The 20,018-nt window shown below is 72.2% G+C and carries 18 protein-coding genes; 7 read left to right on the top strand and 11 right to left on the bottom strand.

The features are described from left to right. The first annotated feature begins 271 nt into the window (after positions 1-271). Together HNR23_RS20055 and HNR23_RS20060 are read left to right on the top strand one after the other, a co-directional pair. Positions 272-1,801 (top strand): SLC13 family permease, encoded by a 1,530-nt coding sequence (locus HNR23_RS20055; RefSeq protein ID WP_184077688.1) that lies wholly within the window; start codon positions 272-274, stop codon positions 1,799-1,801. 333 nt (positions 1,802-2,134) lie between these two features. Further along, complete coding sequence (locus HNR23_RS20060) at positions 2,135-3,682, top strand: SLC13 family permease (RefSeq protein ID WP_184077690.1); 1,548 nt, start codon at positions 2,135-2,137, stop codon at positions 3,680-3,682. A gap of 33 nt (positions 3,683-3,715) precedes the next feature. Here the strand turns inward: HNR23_RS20060 and HNR23_RS20065 are convergent, their stop codons facing one another. The 7 genes from HNR23_RS20065 to HNR23_RS20095 all read right to left on the bottom strand — a co-directional run bounded on the left by HNR23_RS20065 (position 3,716) and on the right by HNR23_RS20095 (position 12,726). Beyond that, complete coding sequence (locus HNR23_RS20065) at positions 3,716-4,207, bottom strand: NUDIX hydrolase (RefSeq protein ID WP_184077692.1); 492 nt, start codon at positions 4,205-4,207, stop codon at positions 3,716-3,718. A gap of 166 nt (positions 4,208-4,373) precedes the next feature. Then, positions 4,374-4,745, bottom strand: a complete 372-nt coding sequence (locus tag HNR23_RS20070; RefSeq protein WP_184077694.1) for an anti-sigma factor antagonist — start codon at positions 4,743-4,745, stop codon at positions 4,374-4,376. A 312-nt stretch (positions 4,746-5,057) separates the two neighbouring features. Continuing rightward, positions 5,058-6,089: a methylmalonyl Co-A mutase-associated GTPase MeaB gene (gene meaB, locus HNR23_RS20075; RefSeq protein ID WP_184077696.1), complete on the bottom strand. Its 1,032-nt coding sequence runs from the start codon at positions 6,087-6,089 to the stop codon at positions 5,058-5,060. Further along, positions 6,086-8,308, bottom strand: a complete 2,223-nt coding sequence (gene scpA, locus HNR23_RS20080; RefSeq protein ID WP_184077698.1) for a methylmalonyl-CoA mutase — start codon at positions 8,306-8,308, stop codon at positions 6,086-6,088. Before scpA ends, meaB begins: the two co-directional genes overlap by 4 nt. Continuing rightward, positions 8,305-10,254, bottom strand: a complete 1,950-nt coding sequence (locus HNR23_RS20085) for a methylmalonyl-CoA mutase family protein (protein ID WP_184077700.1) — start codon at positions 10,252-10,254, stop codon at positions 8,305-8,307. Before HNR23_RS20085 ends, scpA begins: the two co-directional genes overlap by 4 nt. A 131-nt stretch (positions 10,255-10,385) precedes the next feature. After that, a complete protein-coding gene (locus HNR23_RS20090) occupies positions 10,386-11,954 on the bottom strand; it encodes a hypothetical protein (protein WP_184077702.1) in 1,569 nt (522 codons plus the stop codon). Between the two features lie 139 nt (positions 11,955-12,093). Continuing rightward, positions 12,094-12,726, bottom strand: coding sequence for a YigZ family protein (locus tag HNR23_RS20095; RefSeq protein ID WP_184077704.1), 633 nt, complete (start codon positions 12,724-12,726; stop codon positions 12,094-12,096). Between the two features lie 153 nt (positions 12,727-12,879). On the opposite strand from HNR23_RS20095, the gene HNR23_RS20100 reads away from it, so the two are divergent. From HNR23_RS20100 to HNR23_RS20115, 4 genes are all read left to right on the top strand, one after another. Beyond that, complete coding sequence (locus HNR23_RS20100) at positions 12,880-13,566, top strand: helix-turn-helix transcriptional regulator (protein ID WP_184077706.1); 687 nt, start codon at positions 12,880-12,882, stop codon at positions 13,564-13,566. Between the two features lie 33 nt (positions 13,567-13,599). Continuing rightward, complete coding sequence (locus tag HNR23_RS20105; protein WP_184077708.1) at positions 13,600-14,085, top strand: DUF3291 domain-containing protein; 486 nt, start codon at positions 13,600-13,602, stop codon at positions 14,083-14,085. A gap of 68 nt (positions 14,086-14,153) precedes the next feature. Further along, positions 14,154-14,789: a superoxide dismutase family protein gene (locus tag HNR23_RS20110; protein WP_394353792.1), complete on the top strand. Its 636-nt coding sequence runs from the start codon at positions 14,154-14,156 to the stop codon at positions 14,787-14,789. A gap of 31 nt (positions 14,790-14,820) precedes the next feature. Further along, positions 14,821-14,985: a hypothetical protein gene (locus HNR23_RS20115; protein WP_184077712.1), complete on the top strand. Its 165-nt coding sequence runs from the start codon at positions 14,821-14,823 to the stop codon at positions 14,983-14,985. Between the two features lie 49 nt (positions 14,986-15,034). On the opposite strand, the gene HNR23_RS20120 is transcribed toward HNR23_RS20115, so the two are convergent. Together HNR23_RS20120 and HNR23_RS20125 are read right to left on the bottom strand one after the other, a co-directional pair. After that, on the bottom strand, positions 15,035-15,766 hold the full coding sequence (locus tag HNR23_RS20120; RefSeq protein WP_184077714.1) for a YidC/Oxa1 family membrane protein insertase: 732 nt from the start codon (positions 15,764-15,766) through the stop codon (positions 15,035-15,037). A gap of 187 nt (positions 15,767-15,953) precedes the next feature. Continuing rightward, positions 15,954-16,256, bottom strand: a complete 303-nt coding sequence (locus tag HNR23_RS20125; protein ID WP_184077716.1) for a DUF6412 domain-containing protein — start codon at positions 16,254-16,256, stop codon at positions 15,954-15,956. Between the two features lie 221 nt (positions 16,257-16,477). On the opposite strand from HNR23_RS20125, the gene HNR23_RS20130 reads away from it, so the two are divergent. Next, the gene (locus HNR23_RS20130) at positions 16,478-16,795 is read left to right on the top strand and encodes a phosphatase (protein ID WP_184077718.1); all 318 of its coding nucleotides are present in this window, start codon (positions 16,478-16,480) and stop codon (positions 16,793-16,795) included. Between the two features lie 355 nt (positions 16,796-17,150). On the opposite strand, the gene HNR23_RS20135 is transcribed toward HNR23_RS20130, so the two are convergent. Beyond that, entirely contained in the window at positions 17,151-17,675 is a 525-nt protein-coding gene (locus HNR23_RS20135) for a C40 family peptidase (protein ID WP_184077720.1), read from the bottom strand. 900 nt (positions 17,676-18,575) lie between these two features. After that, positions 18,576-20,003 (bottom strand): IS1380 family transposase, encoded by a 1,428-nt coding sequence (locus tag HNR23_RS20140; RefSeq protein ID WP_343070631.1) that lies wholly within the window; start codon positions 20,001-20,003, stop codon positions 18,576-18,578. Between the last annotated feature and the right edge of the window lie 15 nt (positions 20,004-20,018).

The raw sequence follows: 20,018 nt of genomic DNA on the forward strand, positions 1-20,018 counted from the left end.
CGCGTTCAATACCACACTCTTCGTGCGCGAATGTCAGAGGAATCTGAAGTTTCCGCCAATGGCTTGCGTGTTCTGCGCCACATTCCGCAGGCTCCGATGTGAGGAGGCGGAGTCGGCGTGTTCCCGGGCCCCGCGGCATCACGGGGGCGCCGTAGGGGAAGCCGTGTGGGAACGCGCGTGCCGCACCGGCCCGGCTCCCACCGCGCCGGACCGGATCCGTGACCCCGTCTCCGGTCGGTGAGGACCCGATGCGCAAGGAGGCGCCACCACGATGTCGACGTCGCCCGCGGGCAGCAGCGGTGCCCCCGCCTCCGCTCCGGAGCCCGAGCAGGAGGGGGCGGCCTTCCCGGCGGCGAAGGTGGTCGGCCTGGTGGCGGGTCCACTGCTGGCCCTCCTGCTGTTCCTCGCCCTTCCGGACACCCTGTCCGCACCGGGCCGGATCACCGCGGGCATCGCCGCCCTCATGGCGGTGTGGTGGGCCACCGAGGCGCTCCCGCTCCCGGCCACGGCGCTGCTGCCGCTCGTGCTGTTCCCCGTCCTCCTCGGCGCCGACATCAGGGACGTGGCGGCGCCCTACGCCAACGACATCATCTTCCTGTTCATGGGCGGCTTCATGCTCGCCCTGGCGATGCAGCGGTGGAACCTGCACCGGCGTATCGCCCTGACGGTCGTGGCGGCGGTCGGAACCAGCCCCGCGATGCTCATCGCCGGGTTCATGCTGGCCACCGGCTTCCTCACGATGTGGGTCTCGAACACGTCGACGACGATCATGATGCTGCCGATCGGCGTGGCCGTGGTCGCGATGGTGTCCCAGCTGCGCGGCGGCCGGCCCGATGCGAACTTCGCGACCGCGCTGATGCTCGGCATCGCCTACGCCGCGTCCATCGGGTCGGTCGCCACCCTCATCGGCACCCCGCCCAACGCGCTCATGGTCGGCTACCTCGCCGAGACCCACGGCATCAGCGTCGGCTTCGGCCAGTGGATGCTGGTCGGCCTGCCGCTGGCCGCCGTGTTCCTGGTCCTCGCCTGGGTGGTGCTGACCAAGGTGGTCTTCCCCCCGCGCATCACCGCGCTGGACGACGGCCGGGAGCTGATCCGCTCGGAGCTGCGCGCCATGGGCCCGATCTCCCGCGGCGAGCTGCTGGTGCTGCTGGTCTTCGTGAGCGCCGCCCTGGCGTGGGTGGGCATCCCCCTGCTGGCCGACGGCCCCATGGGCGGGGCGCTGCCGTGGCTGGGCGAGATCTCCGACGCCGGGATCGCGATGACCGCGGCCGTCCTGCTCTTCCTGATCCCGGCGGAACGCCGGGCGCGGGTGCGGCTGCTCGACTGGGAAACCGCCGTCAAGCTTCCGTGGGGCATCCTGCTGCTGTTCGGCGGCGGCCTGAGCCTGTCCGCGCAGTTCGGCGAGACGGGGCTGAGCGAGTGGATCGGCTCGGCCGTGGGCGCGCTGAGCACCGTTCCGGTGTGGGTGCTGGTGCTGGCGGTGGCCGCGCTGGTCCTGCTGCTCACCGAGCTGACCAGCAACACCGCGACCGCGGCGACGTTCCTGCCGGTCATGGGCGGGGTCGCGCTCGGCATGGGCATGGACGTGATGGCCCTGGTCGTCCCGGCCGTGCTGGCGTCGTCACTGGCGTTCATGCTGCCGGTGGCGACCCCGCCGAACGCGATCGTGTTCGGCTCGGGGCACGTGACGATCTCCCAGATGCTGCGGGGCGGTGTCTGGCTGAACGTGGTCGCCCTCTTCCTGATCCTGGCCACCATGTACACGCTGGCCGGGCGCATGCTCGGCTTCACCGTGTAGCGCCCGTCGAACCTCCCGGCCGCGGCGCCCGCGCATTCCCCTCCCCTCTGCGCGGGCGCCGCTTTCCGCACCCCGGGCCGGGGCGCCGCCCCCGCCTTCCCCATCACTCCGGCGCTCAGCCGCGTCACCGCCTGTCATGGCATGTCAGGGGAATCTGAAGTCTTGGCTCACACCGTTGCGTGACGCACGTCGCAATCAGCACGATCACCGGCAGGTCCGTCAACGGACATCCGCCGGTAACCGCTCCGTAAATCCGACGTCACCGAGTACCGCACGGCGCGCACCGCGGCGGGTGCCCCCGCGGACCACCAGCCACGCAAGGAGAACCGCTTCATGACAGCCGATACCGGCAACGAACCCGCCGCGGAGCGCGGCAAGCGGGGCCTTCCCGCGCTCACCACCGAGCGGGCGGCCGACCCCGAGCCGTCGAGGGCGAAGCGCGTCGGGCTCGTCCTCGCCCCGCTGCTCGCGGCGGCCGTGTTCCTGCTCCTCCCCGACGCCGTGTCGACGAGCGGAAAGCTCACCGCCGCCATCGCGGCGCTCATGGCCACCCTGTGGGCGACGGAGGCCCTGCCCATCCCCGTCACCGCGCTGCTGCCGCTGGTGCTGTTCCCGGTGTTCGGAATCGCCGAGGTCAAGGACGCCGCGGCGCCCTACGCCAACGACGTCATCTTCCTGTTCATGGGCGGCTTCATGCTCGCCCTGGCGATGCAGAAGTGGAACCTGCACAAGCGGGTGGCGCTGGCGATCGTCGGCGCGGTCGGCACCGACCCGGTTCGGCTGATCGGCGGGTTCATGCTGGCCACGGGCTTCATCACGATGTGGGTGGCCAACACGGCCACGACGATCATGATGCTGCCCATCGCGATCTCGGTGATCACCCTGGTCACGCAGTTGAGGAACGGCCGTACCGACACCAACTTCGCGACCGCGCTGATGCTCGGTGTCGCCTACGCCGCGTCCATCGGGTCGGTCGCCACCCTCATCGGCACCCCGCCCAACGCGCTCATGGTCGGGTACCTCAAGGAGACCTTCGACATCGACGTCGGCTTCGGCCAGTGGATGCTGGTCGGGTTCCCGCTGGCCGCGATCTTCCTCGTGATCGCCTGGGTGGTGCTGACCCGGTTCGTCTACCCGCCGGAGGTCACCTCGCTGGACGGGGCGCAGGACATCATCAAGGGCGAGCTGCGGGACATGGGCCCGATGACACCGACCGAGCGGCGGGTGCTGGGGGTGTTCGTGGCCGCGGCCGCCTCGTGGGTGTTCATCCCACTGCTGGCCGACAGCCCCCTCGTGTCGGTGCTGCCCTGGCTGGACCGCATCACCGACGCGGGGATCGCGATGGCCGTCGCCGTCGCCCTGTTCCTCATCCCCGCCCCGGGGACCCAGGGCGGCAAGCTGCTCGACTGGGAGACCGCGGTCCGGCTGCCGTGGGGCATCCTGCTGCTGTTCGGCGGCGGCCTGACCCTCTCCTCCCAGTTCACCGCGACGGGGCTGAGCGAGTGGATCGGCACCCGCGTCGGTGCCCTGGAGGGCGTGCCGGTGTGGCTGCTGCTGCTGGTCGTGGTCGCCTTGGTGCTGCTGCTCACCGAGCTGACCAGCAACACCGCCACCACCGCCACCTTCCTGCCGGTGCTCGGCGGCGTCGCGCTCGGGATGGACCTGGACGTGATGACGCTGGTCGTCCCGGCCACACTGGCCGCCTCACTGGCGTTCATGCTGCCGGTGGCGACCCCGCCCAACGCGGTGGTCTTCGGCAGCGGGCAGGTCACCATCGGCCAGATGATCAAGGCCGGGGCCTGGCTCAACACCGTCGCCGTGTTCGTGGTGCTGTTCACCATGTACGCGATCGCCGGGTGGGCGTTCGGGATCGCGTTCTGATCCACCGGGCCGGGCGGGCCCGCCCGGCCCGGCTCATCCGCCGGGTGCGGCCGTGCCGGAGTCGAACCAGGCCTCGCCGCGCTCGTGGCTCGCGTGGCGGATGCGGCGCATGACCATCTCGCTCATGGCGGGCAGCTCGTCGGGCGCGAACCACCCGACGTCCAGCGACTCGTCCCCGTCGGCCCGGAGTTCGCCGCCCACGGGGCGGCAGCGGAAGGCGATGTCGAGGATCTGCACCACGTCGCCGTTCTCGTAGGTCCACGGCTGCTCGGTGTGGACGCAGGCCACCCGCTCGGGGACCACGTGGATACCGGTCTCCTCGGCCACCTCGCGGGCGAGCGCGGCCGCGGGCTGCTCGCCGGGTTCCAGAATCCCGCCGGGAGTCCCCCAGCACCCGTCGGAGGCGCGCCGGTGCAGCAGGATGCGGCCGTGGGGGTCGATGACGACACCCGTCACTCCGGTCAGCCACAGCAGCTCGTGCCCCACGTGCTTGCGCAGTCGGAGGATGAACTCGGGTACCGCCATGCCACCCGAGACTACCGTTTCGGCCCGGCCTCCTCCCGGACGCTGTGCTCCGCCCCCTCGGTCGGGTGACGGCGGGCCGGACGGGCGCACACGACATGACGGGCGGACCCGCGTCGGCCGCGGGTCCGCCCGTCATGTCACCGGTCCGACGGGGATGACCGATGGCTCAGCCGGCCTGCTGCTTGGCCTCCAGCGCCTCCATGGCGTTCACGGCGGCGGGCACCGTGTGGTGCACCGGGACCTGGCGGTGCAGGCTCACCAGCCGGACGACCTTGTCGACGCGTTCGTTCGGCGCGGCCAGCGCGAGGCTACCGTTGCGCTCCTTGACGGCGCTGTAGGCCTGGATGACGACGTTCAGACCGCTGGAGTCCATGAAATCCAGGTGCGTGAGATCGAGGATCAGCCAAGGTCCGTGCGTCTCAACGGCGGACAGGACATGCTCTTGGAGGTCGTCAGCGGTCGCGATGTCGAGCTCTCCCTCGACCTTGACGATCACGCTGTGGTTCTCGACCCGGGTACTCAGCCCAAGCCTGTGCACGTTCACTCCTCCCAGCCCCACGTCGATGTGAGGGGCCCCTTTGGGTCAACCATACGGAAATCGGCGAATTCCGGTAGGGGGTCCGGCCACACTGATCCGCGCCGGATCCACCTGTGGATCCGGGGCGGTGTTCGGCACCGTGCTGGCGAGCCCGGGCCGCTGGTTCCCGTAAGTCTCTGAGCACACACGGTATTAGGCGATCGGGCGGACGGGAATGCCGAAGCATGAAGATTTTTTCCGCCACAGGTCATCTCAGACGGGAAAATCCTGTGGCAAGTTTCATGTCCGGTGGTCAGGCGGCCGGGCTCGCCGTCACTCCTCCGGGGACGCGGGGGGCGACGTGCCGGGAGTGCCGGCCGGTCCGTCGACGAACAGCTCCAGCAGCCGCTCGGCCGCCAGGGTCGCGGTGATCTCGCCGGTGCGGACCGCCGACTCCAGCCGCGGCGTGGCCCGCCCCACCCCCGGGTGGCCCCGCAGCCGGTCCATCAGCCGGTCGCGCACCTGCGCCCACATCCACTCGACCTGCTGGCGGCTGCGCTTCTCGGCGAACTCCCCGCTCTCCTCCAGCGTCGCGCGGTGTTCCACCACCGCCCGCCACACCTCGTCCAGCCCCGCACCGGTCATCCCGCTGCACGTCAGCACGGGCGGCCGCCACTCCGCATGGACCGGTTGGAGCAGCCGCAGCGCACGCCCGAGCTCACGGGCGGCCTTGCGGGCGTCGGCCTCGTGCGGGCCGTCGGCCTTGTTCACGGCCACGACGTCGACCAGCTCCAGCACCCCCTTCTTGATGCCCTGGAGCTGGTCGCCGGTACGGGCCAGGGTGAGGAAGCAGAAGCAGTCGACCATCCCGGCGACGGTGACCTCGGACTGGCCGACACCGACCGTCTCCACCAGTACGACGTCGAACCCGGCGGCCTCCATCAGGATCATGGTCTCGCGGGTGGCCCGCGCGACGCCGCCGAGAGTCCCGGCTGTGGGCGAGGGGCGCACGAACGCGTCCGGGTCGACCGCCAGCCGCGCCATCCGCGTCTTGTCACCGAGGATGCTGCCGCCGGTCCGAGTGGAGGAAGGGTCCACCGCCAGCACGGCCACCCGGTGCCCCGCGCCGGTCAGCCGGGTGCCGAGCGCGTCGATGAACGTCGACTTGCCCACGCCCGGCACGCCCGTGATGCCCACCCGGTGCGCCTTCCCGCTGTGCGGGAGCAGTTTCACCAGCAGCTCCTGGGCCAGACCGGCGTGGTCGGCGCGGCGCGACTCCACCAGCGTGATCGCGCGGGCCAGGGTCGGCCGGTGCCCGGCGAGGACGCCCTCGGCGTAGGCGTCGACGTCGATCCCGCGGCTCATCCGCCGTGCCCGCCGTGGCCGAGGGACTCCTCCAACCGGTCCAGCAGACCCAGCGCCGCCTCCGCGATCACCGTTCCGGGCGGGAAGATCGCGGAGGCGCCCGCCGCGTACAGCGCGTCGAAGTCGGCCGGGGGGATGACCCCGCCGACGACGACCATGATGTCCTCGCGGCCGTGCGCGGCCAGCTGCTCGCGCAGCGCGGGGACCAGCGTGAGGTGGCCCGCCGCCAGCGAGGAGACGCCGATGATGTGCACGTCGGCCTCGGCGGCCTGGGCGGCGACCTCCTCCGGCGTCTGGAACAGGGGGCCGACGTCGACGTCGAAGCCGAGGTCGGCGAAGGCCGTCGCGATGACCTTCTGGCCCCGGTCGTGCCCGTCCTGGCCCATCTTGGCGACGAGGATGCGGGGGCGGCGCCCCTCGTTCTCCTCGAATCGCGCGACCCGCTCGGCGATGGTCTCCATACTGTGGGCGGCCTCCGACGACGTTGCGGCCTCTTCGCGGTACACCCCCTGGATGGTACGGATCTGCCCGGAGTGGCGTCGGAACACCTTCTCCATGGCATCCGAGATCTCTCCGACGGTGGCCTTGGCGCGGGCGGCGTCGACGGCCGCGGCCAGCAGGTTGTTCTCCAGGGTGGCGCCGTTCGGCTCGGCGGCCGCGGCGGCGCTGAGGCGGTCGAGCGCGGCCCGCACGGCCTCATCGTCGCGCTCGGCGCGCAGCCGCCGCAGCTTCTCCAGCTGCTCGGCGCGCACCCGGGTGTTGTCGACCTTGAGGACGTCGATCTCGTCGGGGGTGTCGGGGAGGTACTTGTTGACGCCGATGACGGGCTGGCGGCCGGAGTCGATGCGCGCCTGGGTGCGGGCGGCCGCCTCCTCGATGCGCATCTTGGGGATGCCGGCGTCGATGGCGGCGGCCATACCCCCGGCCTCCCCGACCTCGCGGATGTGCGACCAGGCGCGCCGCGCGAGCTCGTAGGTGAGGCGTTCGACGTAGTGGCTGCCGCCCCACGGGTCGATGGCGCGGGTGGTGCCGGACTCCTGCTGCAGCACCAGCTGGGTGTTGCGGGCGATGCGCGCGGAGAAGTCGGTGGGCAGCGCCAGCGCCTCGTCGAGCGCGTTGGTGTGCAGGGACTGGGTGTGGCCCTGGGTGGCGGCCATGGCCTCCACGCAGGTGCGCACGACGTTGTTGAACACGTCCTGCGCGGTCAGCGACCAGCCGGAGGTCTGGCAGTGCGTGCGCAGGGACAGCGACTTGGGGTTCTTCGGCCCGAAGGAGTCGACCAGCTCGGCCCAGAGCAGCCGCGCCGCGCGCAGCTTGGCCACCTCCATGAAGAAGTTCATCCCGATGGCCCAGAAGAACGACAGCCGCGGGGCGAACGCGTCGACGTCCAGCCCGGCCGTGCGCCCGGCCCGGATGTACTCCACGCCGTCGGCCAGGGTGTAGGCCAGTTCCAGGTCGGCCGTGGCCCCGGCCTCCTGCATGTGGTAGCCGGAGATGGAGATGGAGTTGAAGCGCGGCATCCTCTGCGAGGTGAACGCGAAGATGTCGGAGATGATCCGCATGGAGGGCTGCGGCGGGTAGATGTAGGTGTTGCGGACCATGAACTCCTTGAGGATGTCGTTCTGGATGGTCCCCGCCAGCTTCTCGGGCGGCACCCCCTGCTCCTCGGCCGCGACGATGTAGAGGGCCATGACCGGCAGCACCGCGCCGTTCATGGTCATCGAGACGGTCATCCGGTCCAGCGGGATGCCGTCGAAGAGCTGCCGCATGTCGTAGATGGAGTCGATGGCCACGCCCGCCATGCCCACGTCACCGGCCACGCGCGGGTGGTCGGAGTCGTAGCCGCGGTGGGTGGCCAGGTCGAAGGCGACCGACAGGCCCTTCTGCCCGGCCGCGAGGTTGCGCCGGTAGAAGGCGTTGGACTCCTCGGCCGTGGAGAAGCCCGCGTACTGGCGGATGGTCCACGGCTGGTTGACGTACATCGTGGGATAGGGGCCGCGCAGGTAGGGCGCGATTCCGGGGTAGCCGCCGACGAAGCCGAGGCCGTCGCGGTCGGCCGGGGTGTAGAGCGGCTTCACCCCGATACCCTCGGGGGTCTCCCACACCAAGGCGTCGGGGCCCTTGCCCGTGGCGTCGGCCAGGGCCTGCGCCCATGTCTCGGCGTCGGCGCCGGAACCGTCGGGCGTCCCGGGCTCGACGCGGCTGAAGTCCGGAATCATCGGCCCCCACCAACTTCCGTGCACGCCAGCGCGTCGTGCAGGTCCACCAACAGGCTATGCGCGTCGCATCCGGCGAACAGGAACGCGTCCACGCCCGCCGCCGCGTAGCTTTCGTCGGGCTTCCCGGCGAGCAGCACCCGTTCGGCACCCGCCTCCTTCAGTGCGGCGGCCGCGCCCTCGGCCAGCTCGGCGTAGACCTTGTCGCTGGAGCACAGGCAGGCGATGCGCGCCCCGCTCTCGCGGAAGGCGGCCACGGTGTCGGCCACGTCGCCGCCGTCGGCGGCGACTTCGATGCCCCCGGCCTGCAGGAGGTTGGCGGCGAACGTGCTGCGGGCGGTGTGCGCGGCCACGGGTCCCAGCGCCGCGAGGAAGACCCTGGGCCGTCGGCCGGTGGCCGCGAGGCAGGCGTCGGAGCGGTCGCGCAGCGCCTCGAAGTCCTCGGCGTAGCGGTGGCGGGTCAGCGCGGTCGCGGACGTGGGCTCCGCGTCGACGCCGCCGGGTGGGGCGGGGCGCACCGGCCGCGGCTCGGTGAGGTCGGGAAACTCGCTGACGCCGGTGATCGGGTCGCGGCGGTGGGCGATGTTGTCGCGGCGCCGCTGCCACACCTCGTCCACCCGCCGGGCGACCAGGCCGGAGGTGAGCGCGGCCACGATGCCGCCCGCGGCCTCCAGTTCCTGGAAGAAGGACCAGCCGGCCGCGTACAGGTCGGCGGTGAGGCGCTCGACGAAGAAGGACCCTCCGGCGGGGTCGATGACCCGGGCCAGGTGCGCCTCCTCCAGCAGCAGCGACTGGGTGTTGCGGGCGATGCGGCGGGCGAAGTCGTCGGGGAGGCCCAGCGCGGAGTCGAACGGGCGGACGGTCACCGCATCGGCGCCGCCGGTGCCCGCGCCGAAGCAGGCCAGGGTGGTGCGCAGCATGTTCACGTAGGGGTCGCGGCGGGTCATCATGGCCGCCGCCGTGACCGCGTGCTGGCGCATGCCGCGCTGCTCGGCGGGCAGCCCGCACACTTCGGTGACGCGGGCCCACATGGCACGTGCCGCGCGGAGCTTGGCGATGGTGGCGAACTGGTCGGCGGTGGCGGAGTAGCGGAACTCCAGTCGGGCCGCGGCGTCCTGAAGGTCGAGCCCGGCCTCGGTCAGGGCGCGCAGGTAGGCGACGCCGACCGCCATGGTCGCGCCGAGCTCCTGGGCGTCGGAGCCCCCGGCGTCCGTGTAGGGGGTGCCGTCGACGGTGATGAGCCGCAGCGCCGGGTGGCGGGCGGCGTACCCGGCCGCGGTGCGGGCCGCGGCCGCGGTCTCGGCTGCGGCGGAGGCGGAGTCGGCGGGGGTGCCGGTGCGGGCGATGCGGCCGATCGGGTCGATGCCCAGAGAGCCGGTGACGGCGGTGTCGGGGATGTCGCGGTCGGACCAGGCGGTCAGGAGTGCGTCGGCCGCCGCCCGGTAGTCGGCCCCGGGCTCCAGGATGACGGGGGCCAGGTCCAGGTGGACGTCGGTGAGCGCTTCGGCGATGCCCGACGCGGGCACGCCGTGCTCCCCGGCGACCAGCCACAGCGAGGTGACGCCGTTCTCCAGGTCGGCCAGCACGGCCTTGCGGGCGGCGGCCGGGTCGGGGCCGAGGTGCTGCTGGCGGATGTCCCAGCCGGTGCCGACCGCGCCCTCGGGACGGCGGCCCCGGGTGAACGGCGCCAGCCCGGGGAACCCGGCCCCCCGCCCGGCGGCGCCGTCGTCCTCGTCCTCTTCGACGTAGAGCGGGCCGATGGTGAACCCGTCGTAGGTGGCGGAGGCCAGCGACTCCTCGGGGGCGTGTGCCGAGCGGTCGACGTCGACCCCGCTCTTGGCCAGCACTCCGGCCACCAGCTCGCGCCACCGCTCTCGCGTGGCGGCGGGGAATCCGGCGCCCAGGGCGGGGCCCTCCGGGCCCGCGGCCCCACTCTCCGGCATGTTCATACTTTGAGATCGTAGAGAACCGGTCATCGGATCCGCAGCAGCGGGGCACCGGGAAATGTGATCCGCGCCGCCCCTGCCCACCCCTACTCGGCCGTTTCCGCAGCTAACTCCGGTGCGCCGCGGTCCGGGTGTCAGTCGTCGCCGTCCCGGGGCGGGGGCGGTGATCCGTCCGGGCCGCCATCGGCCGGGGCGAAGACGAAGCGCTGGCGGTCCTGGACGACGATGGCGTGGCCGTCGTCGGTGACGGCCTCGACGTAGGCGTCGAGGTCCTCGGCGACGGTCCGCTTCGTCACGGCGTCGAGGACCACCTGGGTGCCCCCGGCCTGGCCGCGGGCGTCGCCGTAGATGTGGCCGTCGAGGGCGAACGCCGGGGAGATGGAGCGTTCGGCGCCGTCGGCGAACTCCCAGCGGATCTCGCCGGTGAGCAGGTCGACCGCGATCATCGGGGTCGCGCCGCTGTCCTGCGGCAGCAGCAGGGTGCCGGTCGCGGCGTCGTGGACGGTGCCGGGGAGGTGCCCCGATGCGAAGTCGCGGCCGCCGGGGTTGGCGCCGGGCTCGGTGCGGGTCCACAGGACGTCACCGTCGTGCAGGTCGTGCAAGGAGAGGACCGAGCGGGCGTCGGGCAGCCACCAGCGGACCAGCACGGTCTCGCGGGGAGCGGCGGCCTTGCCGTCCTCGGCCTCGTCGGCGCCACCGCTTCCGCCCCTGTCCCCGGCCCCGCCACCGCCGTCCCCGTCGGCACCGTCCCCGTCGGCACCGCGTCGGTCCTGGTCGGTGTCGGGGCTCGGGGTCCCGTCCGTGTCGTCGGCCGGGGTGTCCGCGGCGTCCGGGTCCTCGGGCAGCGGGTAGAACCCGACGAGCCGAGGGCGGGGGCGGGGCACCGCGGTCGAGCGGCCGAGTTCGGCGTCGTCACCGGCCATGCCCCACAGCAGGTCTCCGGAGGCGGCACCGGTGCCGCCTCCGCCGATGCCACGGGCCTGCAGAGCGCCGGTGCCGTCGTCGAGCAGCAGCACGTCACCGTGGGCGCCCACGGGCACGCCGAACCGGTCGGGGTCGGCCTCGACGTCGGCACCGTCGTCGACGGCGCCCGAACCGCCGTCGTCCGGCTCGGCGAAGGCAAAGGTCCACAGTTCGTCGCCCTCGGTGTCCAGAACGGTGAAGCGCCCGTAGGGGTCGGCGGCGGTCCACTCCACCGGACGCCGCACCACCACGCCGCCGACGAACACCTCGCGCGGATCCGCGCCGCTCCAGACGGTGGTGCCGGTGTCGTCGACGACCGCGGTCGCGTCGCGCTCGGCGGCGGCCAGGAACAGCACGGGCGAGCCGTCGCGCGCGGCGCCGAAGCCGTCGATACGCCGGTCCCCCTCCCACAGCGCCGCACCGTCGGCTGGGCGCTGCAGGGCGTGCTTCTCCTCGCTGTTGGAGCTGATCAGGAAGGCGTCGCCGAGCGCTTCGATGCGCACGCCCATCTCGTCGTCGAGGATCTCGGGGGTTGCGGCTCCAGGGCCGTGCAGGTAGCGGATCGGCTCGCCGGCCAGACCGGGCGGGGGATCACCCGTGAAGGCGGTGGGCAGCGGGCGGGGCGACCGCTCCTCGGGGGGCGGGACGGGCTCGTCCGGCGTGCAGGCGGCGGTGGCCATGAGCAGAAAGGCACCGGTGGCCAGGGCCATCGATGCCCGTGCCCGCCACCAGGTGCGCATGGCCGCTCACTCCCTCGGACTTCGCCGCCTCCCCGCAAATCCTAGAACGCGCCGACCGCCCCGCATACGGCTGTCATGCCCCGGCGATGCCCCGAGCACGACCCGCGGTCCGCGCCGTTCCGGGACGTGCCGGCGCCGGTCACGCCTCCGGCCCCGGCTCGACCTCGATCGTGGTGGTGCCCTGGACCTCGCACAGCGCCTGCCCGCCGGTGGCCTCGGCCAACCAGGCCTCGAATTCGGGCAGGTCATCCACTGCGAGCGCGACGTCGATCTGCACGTCGGTGCCGTACTCGACGCCGCGCACGTGGTGGCGGGAGTCGCGCAGGTCGCTCTCCAGCCGCCCGGCCTGCAGGTAGTCGACGATCACCGCCACCACCGGCAGGGTGCGCCGTTCCAGCACCCCGAACTCGTCGACGGCGGCGGACACGGCGCCGCCGTAGGCGCGGATCAGGCCACCCGCCCCGAGTTTGGTGCCGCCGAAATAGCGGGTCACCACGGCCGCGGTGTCGGTGAGCCCGCGGTGCCGCAGCACTTCCAGCATGGGCACCCCGGCGGTCCCCGACGGCTCCCCGTCGTCGCTCGACCGCTGCACCCCGCCGTCGGGGCCGACCACATAGGCGGTGCAGTTGTGCGTGGCGCCCCAGTGCTCCTTGCGCCGCTCGGCGATGAACGCACGCGCCTCGTCCTCATCGGCCACCCGCGCCAGCGCGCAGATGAACCGCGACTTCCTGATCTCGACCTCGTGCTCGCCGCCGCGTTTGATGGTTCTCATCGTCGCTTCGATCGTACGCGCCGCCCCACCCCGCCCCCGACCGGTGGCTGCCGCACGCCGCAGGCCGTCGGCGGCGCCGCACTCGGGCGTGCTCCGGTGGAGCCGGGCGGAGGGTGACGGAGTCCTGCCGTGGGGTGGCACCAGAATGGGGGCATGACCGAATCCGGGATCGACGCCGTGGGTGTGCTGGCCGATCCGCTGCGGCGGCGGCTGTATGAGTTCGTGGTGGACAGCGGCGGCGAGGTGAGTCGCGCCGAGGCGGCGCAGGCCGTGGGGGCGCAGCGGACGCTCGTGGCGTTCCACCTGGACAAGTTGGCCGCGGCCGGGCTGCTGGACGTGGCCCGGCGGAAGCTGTCGGGGCGCGACGGGCCCGGGTCGGGGCGGCCGGCGAAGCTGTACCGGCGGGCCGACCGGCAGCTCAGCGTTCAGCTGCCGCCCCGCGATTACGAGACCGCGGCGCGTGTGCTCGCCGAGGCGGTGCAGGCGCACGGGGCCGAGGAGGCACTGCACGCCGCGGCGCACGAGGAGGGGGTGCGGCGCGGGGCCGAACTCCGGTCGGCGGACGGCGGATCCGGCGCGCTGCCCCTGGGCGACCTCACTCGGCGGTTGGAACGGCTGGGCTACGAGCCGACGCCGGATCCCGACGACGCGGAGGCGGTGCGGCTGCGCAACTGCCCGTTCCACACCCTCGCCCTGGACTTCCCGCCGCTGGCCTGCGGAATGAACCTGGAGCTGCTGCGCGGCCTGCTGGAGGGGGCGGGGGCGGAGGGGTACACCGCGCGGATGGCCCCGCTGCGGGAGGGGTGCTGTGTCCGGATTTCTAAAAATAAATCTCATTGACTTAGAAGCTCCGCGCCCGCCATGCTGAACGTCATGTCCGACCACCATCTCGCCCAACTGAACGTGGGCATCCTCAACGCCCCCCTCGACGATGCCTCCATGGCGGGGTTCGCCGACGGCCTCGCCCCCGTCAACGCCCTGGCCGACGCCAGCCCCGGGTTCGTCTGGCGCTACACCGACGAGGGCAGCGACGACGCCACCGCGGCCCGCCCCTTCGGCGACGACCTCCTCGTCAACCTCTCGGTGTGGGAGTCGCCGGAGGCGCTGTGGGACTTCACCTACCGCAGCGACCACATCGACTTCCTCCGCCGCAGGCGGGAGTGGTTCCAGCACATCCGCGAGGCCACATCGGTGTTGTGGTGGGTCCCCGCCGGGCACATCCCGACGCTGGAGGAGGCGGGCGAGCGGCTGGGGCTGCTGCGCCGCCACGGCCCCACCGCCGAGGCGTTCACACTCAAGGACTCCTTCGGCCCGCCCGAAACACCGGCGTCTTCCACAACCGGCACCACTCGCCTGTGAGACGGCGGACACATTCGGTAGCGTCTCTTGCGCAGTCCAGCACGCCGACTTGAACCGAGGAGTCACCCGTGCCCATGACCCGCACCCTTGTCGGAGCCGCACTGTTCTCACTGCTGCTCACCGGCTGCGGACCGACCGCACCCAACGACGACGACACCACCGACAACGGCGACGACGCCGTCGAGACCCCGGCCGACGGCGGCCAGGAGGCGATGGAACCGATCCAGGTCTCCGGCTCCTGGGAGCCCTACGCGGCGGACGCCACCGCCGTCACCTACGACGAGGCGGTCCCCGAAGGGGGCACGGTCGACGTCGACATCCGGTCGGAGGGCCCCGAGGGCACACGCGTCACCCTCAAGGCGACCGGCCTGGAGCCCGACCGCGACTACGGGGCCCACGTCCACACCAGGCCCTGCGGCGAGGAGCCCGGCGACTCCGGGCCGCACTACCAGGACGAGGTCGACCCGGCGGCGACGGACGAGGAGCCGTCCACCGACCCCGCCTTCGCCAACCCCGACAACGAGTTCTGGCTCGACTTCACCACCGACGACGAGGGCGCCGGCGAGGCCACGGCGACCGTCGACTTCCGGGTGCGCCCGGGCGAGGCGAACTCGGTGGTGATCCACGAGGAGCACACCAAGACCGAGCACGGCGAGGCCGGCACGGCCGGGGACCGGCTGGGCTGCGTGAACGTGCCGATGTAGCGCGTCGGCGCCCACAAGCTGGGTGCGGGCGGTGCCCGACCGCCCGCACCCCTCCCTCCTCAGCCTGCTGCCCGACATCCTCCGGCGCGGCGCCGGAGGACAGGCCGCCACCGGGTCGGCGCCCGAGGCGGCGCCCGCCTCGGCCCACCCCGCGGACACGGCCGCGGAGCACGCGTCCTGCCCCGGCACCCGCTGAACGGCGGGGCGGGGGCCGTCCTCCCCCGCCCCGCCGTCATCCACCGGCGCTAACCGGTGATCAGGTGGCGCAGCGCCAGCCGTTCGGCCACCGTCCAGGCGGTGGTCGTGGCCAGGTACAGCCCCGCCGCCAGCGGCACGAACGCGGCGATCGCCACCGTGCCGAACGACAGGTAGGACATCGCCTGTGCCCCCGGAAGGACCGGGGCACCGGACGCGGCGCTCGCGGTGAGCGCGGGCAGGGCCAGCCACCGCCGCGACGCCCAGGCGACACCGGTGAGCACGACCAGCAGCACCGCGAAGACCGCCGACTGCGGGCCGGAACCGACAGCGAGGACATCGCCGAGCGTGGCGCCCAGCGGGACTCCGCCGAGGGTGTGGGTGAGCAGCCCGTTGGGCGCGCCGGAGATGGTGGCGCTGGTGAACAGCCCGTAGAGCACGATGAAGACGGGCATCTGGGCGAGCATCGGCAGGCACCCGGCCAGCGGCGAGGTGCCCTCTTCGGTGTAGACCCGCTGCTGCTCGGCGACCAGCCGCTGCGGGTTCTCGGCGTGCTTCTCGCGCAGGGCGAGCAGCCTGGGGGCGAGCCGCGCCCGCGCCTTCTCGCCGCGGACCTGGGCGACGGACAGCGGGAGGACGGCCACCCGCACGATGGCCGTCAGGCACACGATGGCGGCGGCCGCTCCGGCGGCGCCCGCCAGCGGGGTGAGGACGGTGGTGAGTGCGGTGAGGACGGTGGAAGCGAAGGCGATCGCGGCGGCGATCGGACCGAAGGTGTACATGGGTGAACGAAGGCCCCTCGTCTGGTGAGTGCGGTGGACGCAGGCGAGGTGGCCGCGCGGCAGGGCGCGCGTACGAGGCGCGGGAACGCGGGAACGCGGAGATCGGGAATCGGCGCGGGCACCCCCGCACGAAGGGGGGACCGGCCGGAACGGCGCGGCACGGGTGCCGCCGTTCGCCGCCCTGGGGCTACACGGCCACCGGGACCGCTCCGGGTGCCCGGGGGCGGGGCTTTCCGGGGGCATCGGGGTCGCGCAACGGCGGCGGATCGAGTCCCTCGGAGCGCCGAAGCATGGACCGGGAACGGCCGACCTCGCCGTCGAAGGGCGGCCACGCGCGCAGCCCGCGTACGGCGATCCAGCTCAGGGCGGCGCCGACGGCGACGATGGCCAGCAGGGCGAGCGCCCCGGCCGGGGCGGCGGTGGCCATGAGCGACCACAGCTCGTCGAATCCGGCGAACAGCACGTGGAACAGGGCGTAGATGGCGGCCACGGCCGTCCTCCCTTCCGGACTCGGTGCGGCGCCGCCACGGCGGCGCTCCACTCACCCTAACCGCTGCCCCCGGGTGCCGGGCCGGCCGTCCCGCCCGCCGACTTCCGCTCCTCCGCGCACATCCGGCCGCGACACACCCCTCGGCATCCCCGGTTCGACGTACCGATGGAGGTAAATGACAGGGAGTAGTGATCATCCCGATCCGTAGAGGGAAGGCAACCGTGCCGATCCGCCCAGCGAACCTCGCCACCATGTCCGCCACCATCGCCGGGGCGCTGGCCGGTCTGTCCGGCCCCGAGCATCGGGCCCGTCCGGTGACGGTCACCTTCGAATCGGGACACCGGCAGGTGGTGGAGGGGGGCGGGTGCCGGGTCCTCGACTCCGAACAGGGCGGTGTGGTGTCGATCGGCACCGAGGTGCCGACCCGGTACGCGCTTTTCGCGGGAACGTCCTGCCAGGGCGGCCAGGCGATCGCCACCGGCAGCGGCTCGGTCACATTCGGGGACCCGGTCCTGGCCGGGGCGATCGTCGTGGGATGAGCGCGGCCACGGCGTACAGGCATTCGGAGTTCGACCTGCGAGGCCCGCCATGAGATGCGCGGCTGGCGGAAACCGGAAACACGTCACCCGCGATTCTCCGGGGCCGCCGGCCGTCCTTCCTCCTCGATCATCGAGAACGGCACGAACGGCCGCAACCACAGCGCGCACGCGAAAGTCCCGGACCCGGCCGATGGCAGTGGCCGGGTCCGGGTTCATCGTCCGCGGTTCGACGGACGAACATTGCCCGCGGCCCACCTCCGTGTTCGCCAGAAACCCGCTATCCGGCGTACACGGGTCACACGGCGATGGGCTGCGGGTGGTTCTTCGGAATGGACCTCCCGGGAACCGTCACTCGTCAGGTGATTCGGCGCGCCCCGACGAAGTAGCGGTCGAAGTAGGTGGACATCTTGGTGACCTGCACGTTCCGTCCGGAGCGGGGTGCGTGCACCATGCGGCCGTTGCCGACGTACACGCCGACGTGCCCCGGCCCGCGAAAGAAGAACACGAGGTCGCCCTTGCGCAGGGATGAGCGGGAAACCGCCCGGCCCTGCCGGAATTGGGCGTAGGTGGTGCGTGCGGTGGACTTTCCGGCCTTGCGGTAGGACCACTGCACCAGACCCGAGCAGTCGAACGACCGCGGACCGGCGGCGCCATACCGGTAGGGCTTGCCCACCTGGTTCATGGCGTGGGACGCCGCTGCGGAGGCGACACCCGTGGCGTGGGCAGCCGCCAGAGCAGGGCCCTGAACAGCGGCGTTACTCGCGGGGGCCGGAGCCAGCGCGGCGATCAGCACCACCGCGGCGACGGTGGCCGCCACCCGCGTCGCGGGCCGGACCGCCCCCTCCCGTGCGGATCGCCATCCCTTTCCCACACGACCCATCGATTCCTCCCTCCAAAACCCCGAAGGGCATGCTGCCGAAAATGCACAGAGGATGGATGATCAAAAGCGCAGCCCGGCTGAACGCCGATGGTCGAATCACCGATCAGCGCATGACACAGCTTTTTTTGGCGCGCACTCATTAACGGGCGTGGCGCCCGTGGTGGCCATGGATTGTTTTCGCTCCTCCACGCCTTACCGTTCCGGCCCTTTGCGGCAGAACCGGAGCACGGCCGAGGCCTCCTGCGCGCACTTCACGCCAGAAGCAGGTATAAGCGGTCCGCACGGCGGCGGCAGCCAAGACTCTCCCAGCCACGAGAACCGCGAAATCCAGCGACGACAGGGGGATGGCCGATGGACGCATCCGCGGTCCGTGTTCCGCGGCCCTCCCTCCCTACCACCGGCGAATCCCCGTGTGATATGGGATGAGAGGGACCGAAAGCCCAGACGGCCGACGCTGGAACACACCCACCCGCTGGACGGGCGGCGAGCCCCGCGTGCCGCTGACTTCTCCGCACCCCTGCCGAAGGAGCTGACCGATGTGGGACAGGAGGCGCGGAACCCAACATTGCACCTGAAATCCACTATAAGCAGTCGTCGGCAAATGGGAAAGACCGCGGCGAAAAGAATTTCCGGGAAATCTGCGGAGCTTCACCTGGATCTTCAGCCGAGAGGAGATGCGCGGCGCAGACCGCACCTCCATAAGCCGCTCTTATCGATTCCGAGATCAGCCTCGATTCTTCAGCGGGGTGAGGCCAGTGATCGGTCCGGCACTTCGCCCGTTATGTCCTCGGCCGGTGGAGGACGGGCCGTCGCGTGACGCCGCGGGGTGCGCCGGGTTCCACGGGCCCGGGATCGCGAGGTTGTCCTCCTTCCTGCTTCCCATCGGGGTCGGGCCCGCCGTCAGCCGGCGGCGGGCAGGCCTCTGAGTCTCATCCAGCAGGTGGCGAACGCCTCCGCCCAGGGCCAGGTGCGCTCCAGGCGCAGCAAGCGGCGGCGGGCGTGGCGGGCCAGCCGGGCGGGCAGGTGGTAGAGGCGAAACCGCATGGCCTCCGGCTCCGCGCGGGCGAGGTCGTCGTGGTCGTGCAGGGTGAGCAGGCGCAGCCAGGCGTCCAGGTCGCAGGCGATGTTCGCGGCCAGCATCCAGGCGGTGTTGATGTCCCATGAACGGGAGGGGAGGTTGGCCAGGCCCATCGCCTTGTTGGTGCGCACCCGGTCCTCGACCCCGGCGTGGTCGCGGTGCAGAGCGTCGAGGAACTGCACCTGGTGGGACCCGGGAATCCCCCACATGCGTCCGATGTTGGTCGCGGTGACCGAGTAGCGCCACCCGGTGCGCTTCTCGAAGGCGGTCAGGTTCTTGGCGTGGCGTTTGGAGGGGCGGACCCGGCGCGCGATCAGCCGCAGCCCGTGCGGCCAGCCCTGCCGGGTGTTGAGCCCGGTCAGTTCGGCCACCTCATAGCCCTCCTGCACCTCTCCCTCCTGGGTGAGGGAGGTCTGCCAGGCGTGTTCGGGCAGGCGGGCGATCGCGGACTCGTCCTCGGGCGTGATCTTCCAGCCCACGGTGTAGCGCACCGTGCGCCGGGTAGTGGCCAGCGCTTCGAGGTGATTGAGCAGGCCGTGGGTGGCCCCGGCCCCGTCGGCGCGGATGAGCAGCTTGGCCGCCGAGGAGCCGGGGATCTGGTCCAGGGCGGCCCTCAGCACACCGATGTGGTCGTCGACGGTGTTCGCGCCGGCGTTGCCCGGCCGCAGCTGCATCGCCAGGCACTCGCCGGTGTTGGCGCACCAGGCGCCCAGGGGGTGGAATCCGAAGGTGCCCTTGAACGTGGGTGCGGCCCCGTGCTTCTTGGAGGCGCTGGTGATGACGGTGGCGTCCAGGTCGACGGTGATCCACCCCTTGAGTTCCCGCCCGGCCACACTCAGGTGCGGGAAGCCGCCCGGCCGCAGGTGGAGCAGCGTCCACACGTGGCGGCGGATGTGCTTGCGCGCCTTGGTGATGGCCGCGAGGGTGGGTTCGTCGAGGGCTTCCAGCAGGCGGCGCAGGGTGGAGTCGGAGGCCGGTGGGCCGAAGATGTGCTGGTGGTGCAGGCCGAGCCGTTCGGCTTCCAGCAGGCTGCGCGCTCCGAGTGCGATCGCGATCGCGAGGTGGACGAGGGCTGTGGCCCGTTCCTTCCAGCCGTTGGCGGTGCTGGAGGGGAGCACGTCGGTGAGGGCGCGGGTCAGGCCGGTGCGGTCGGCGAGCTTGCGCAGCAGTACTGCTCCGGCGTGTCCGACCAGGTGTTTTCCGTCGGTTGTGACGGACAGGCCGCGGTCCCAGCGTGTAGGCTCGCTCACCAGAAAGGTGCTCCT

Origin of the sequence: Nocardiopsis mwathae, assembly GCF_014201195.1 — a bacterium.
In the GTDB taxonomy this organism is placed as follows: domain Bacteria; phylum Actinomycetota; class Actinomycetes; order Streptosporangiales; family Streptosporangiaceae; genus Nocardiopsis_C; species Nocardiopsis_C mwathae.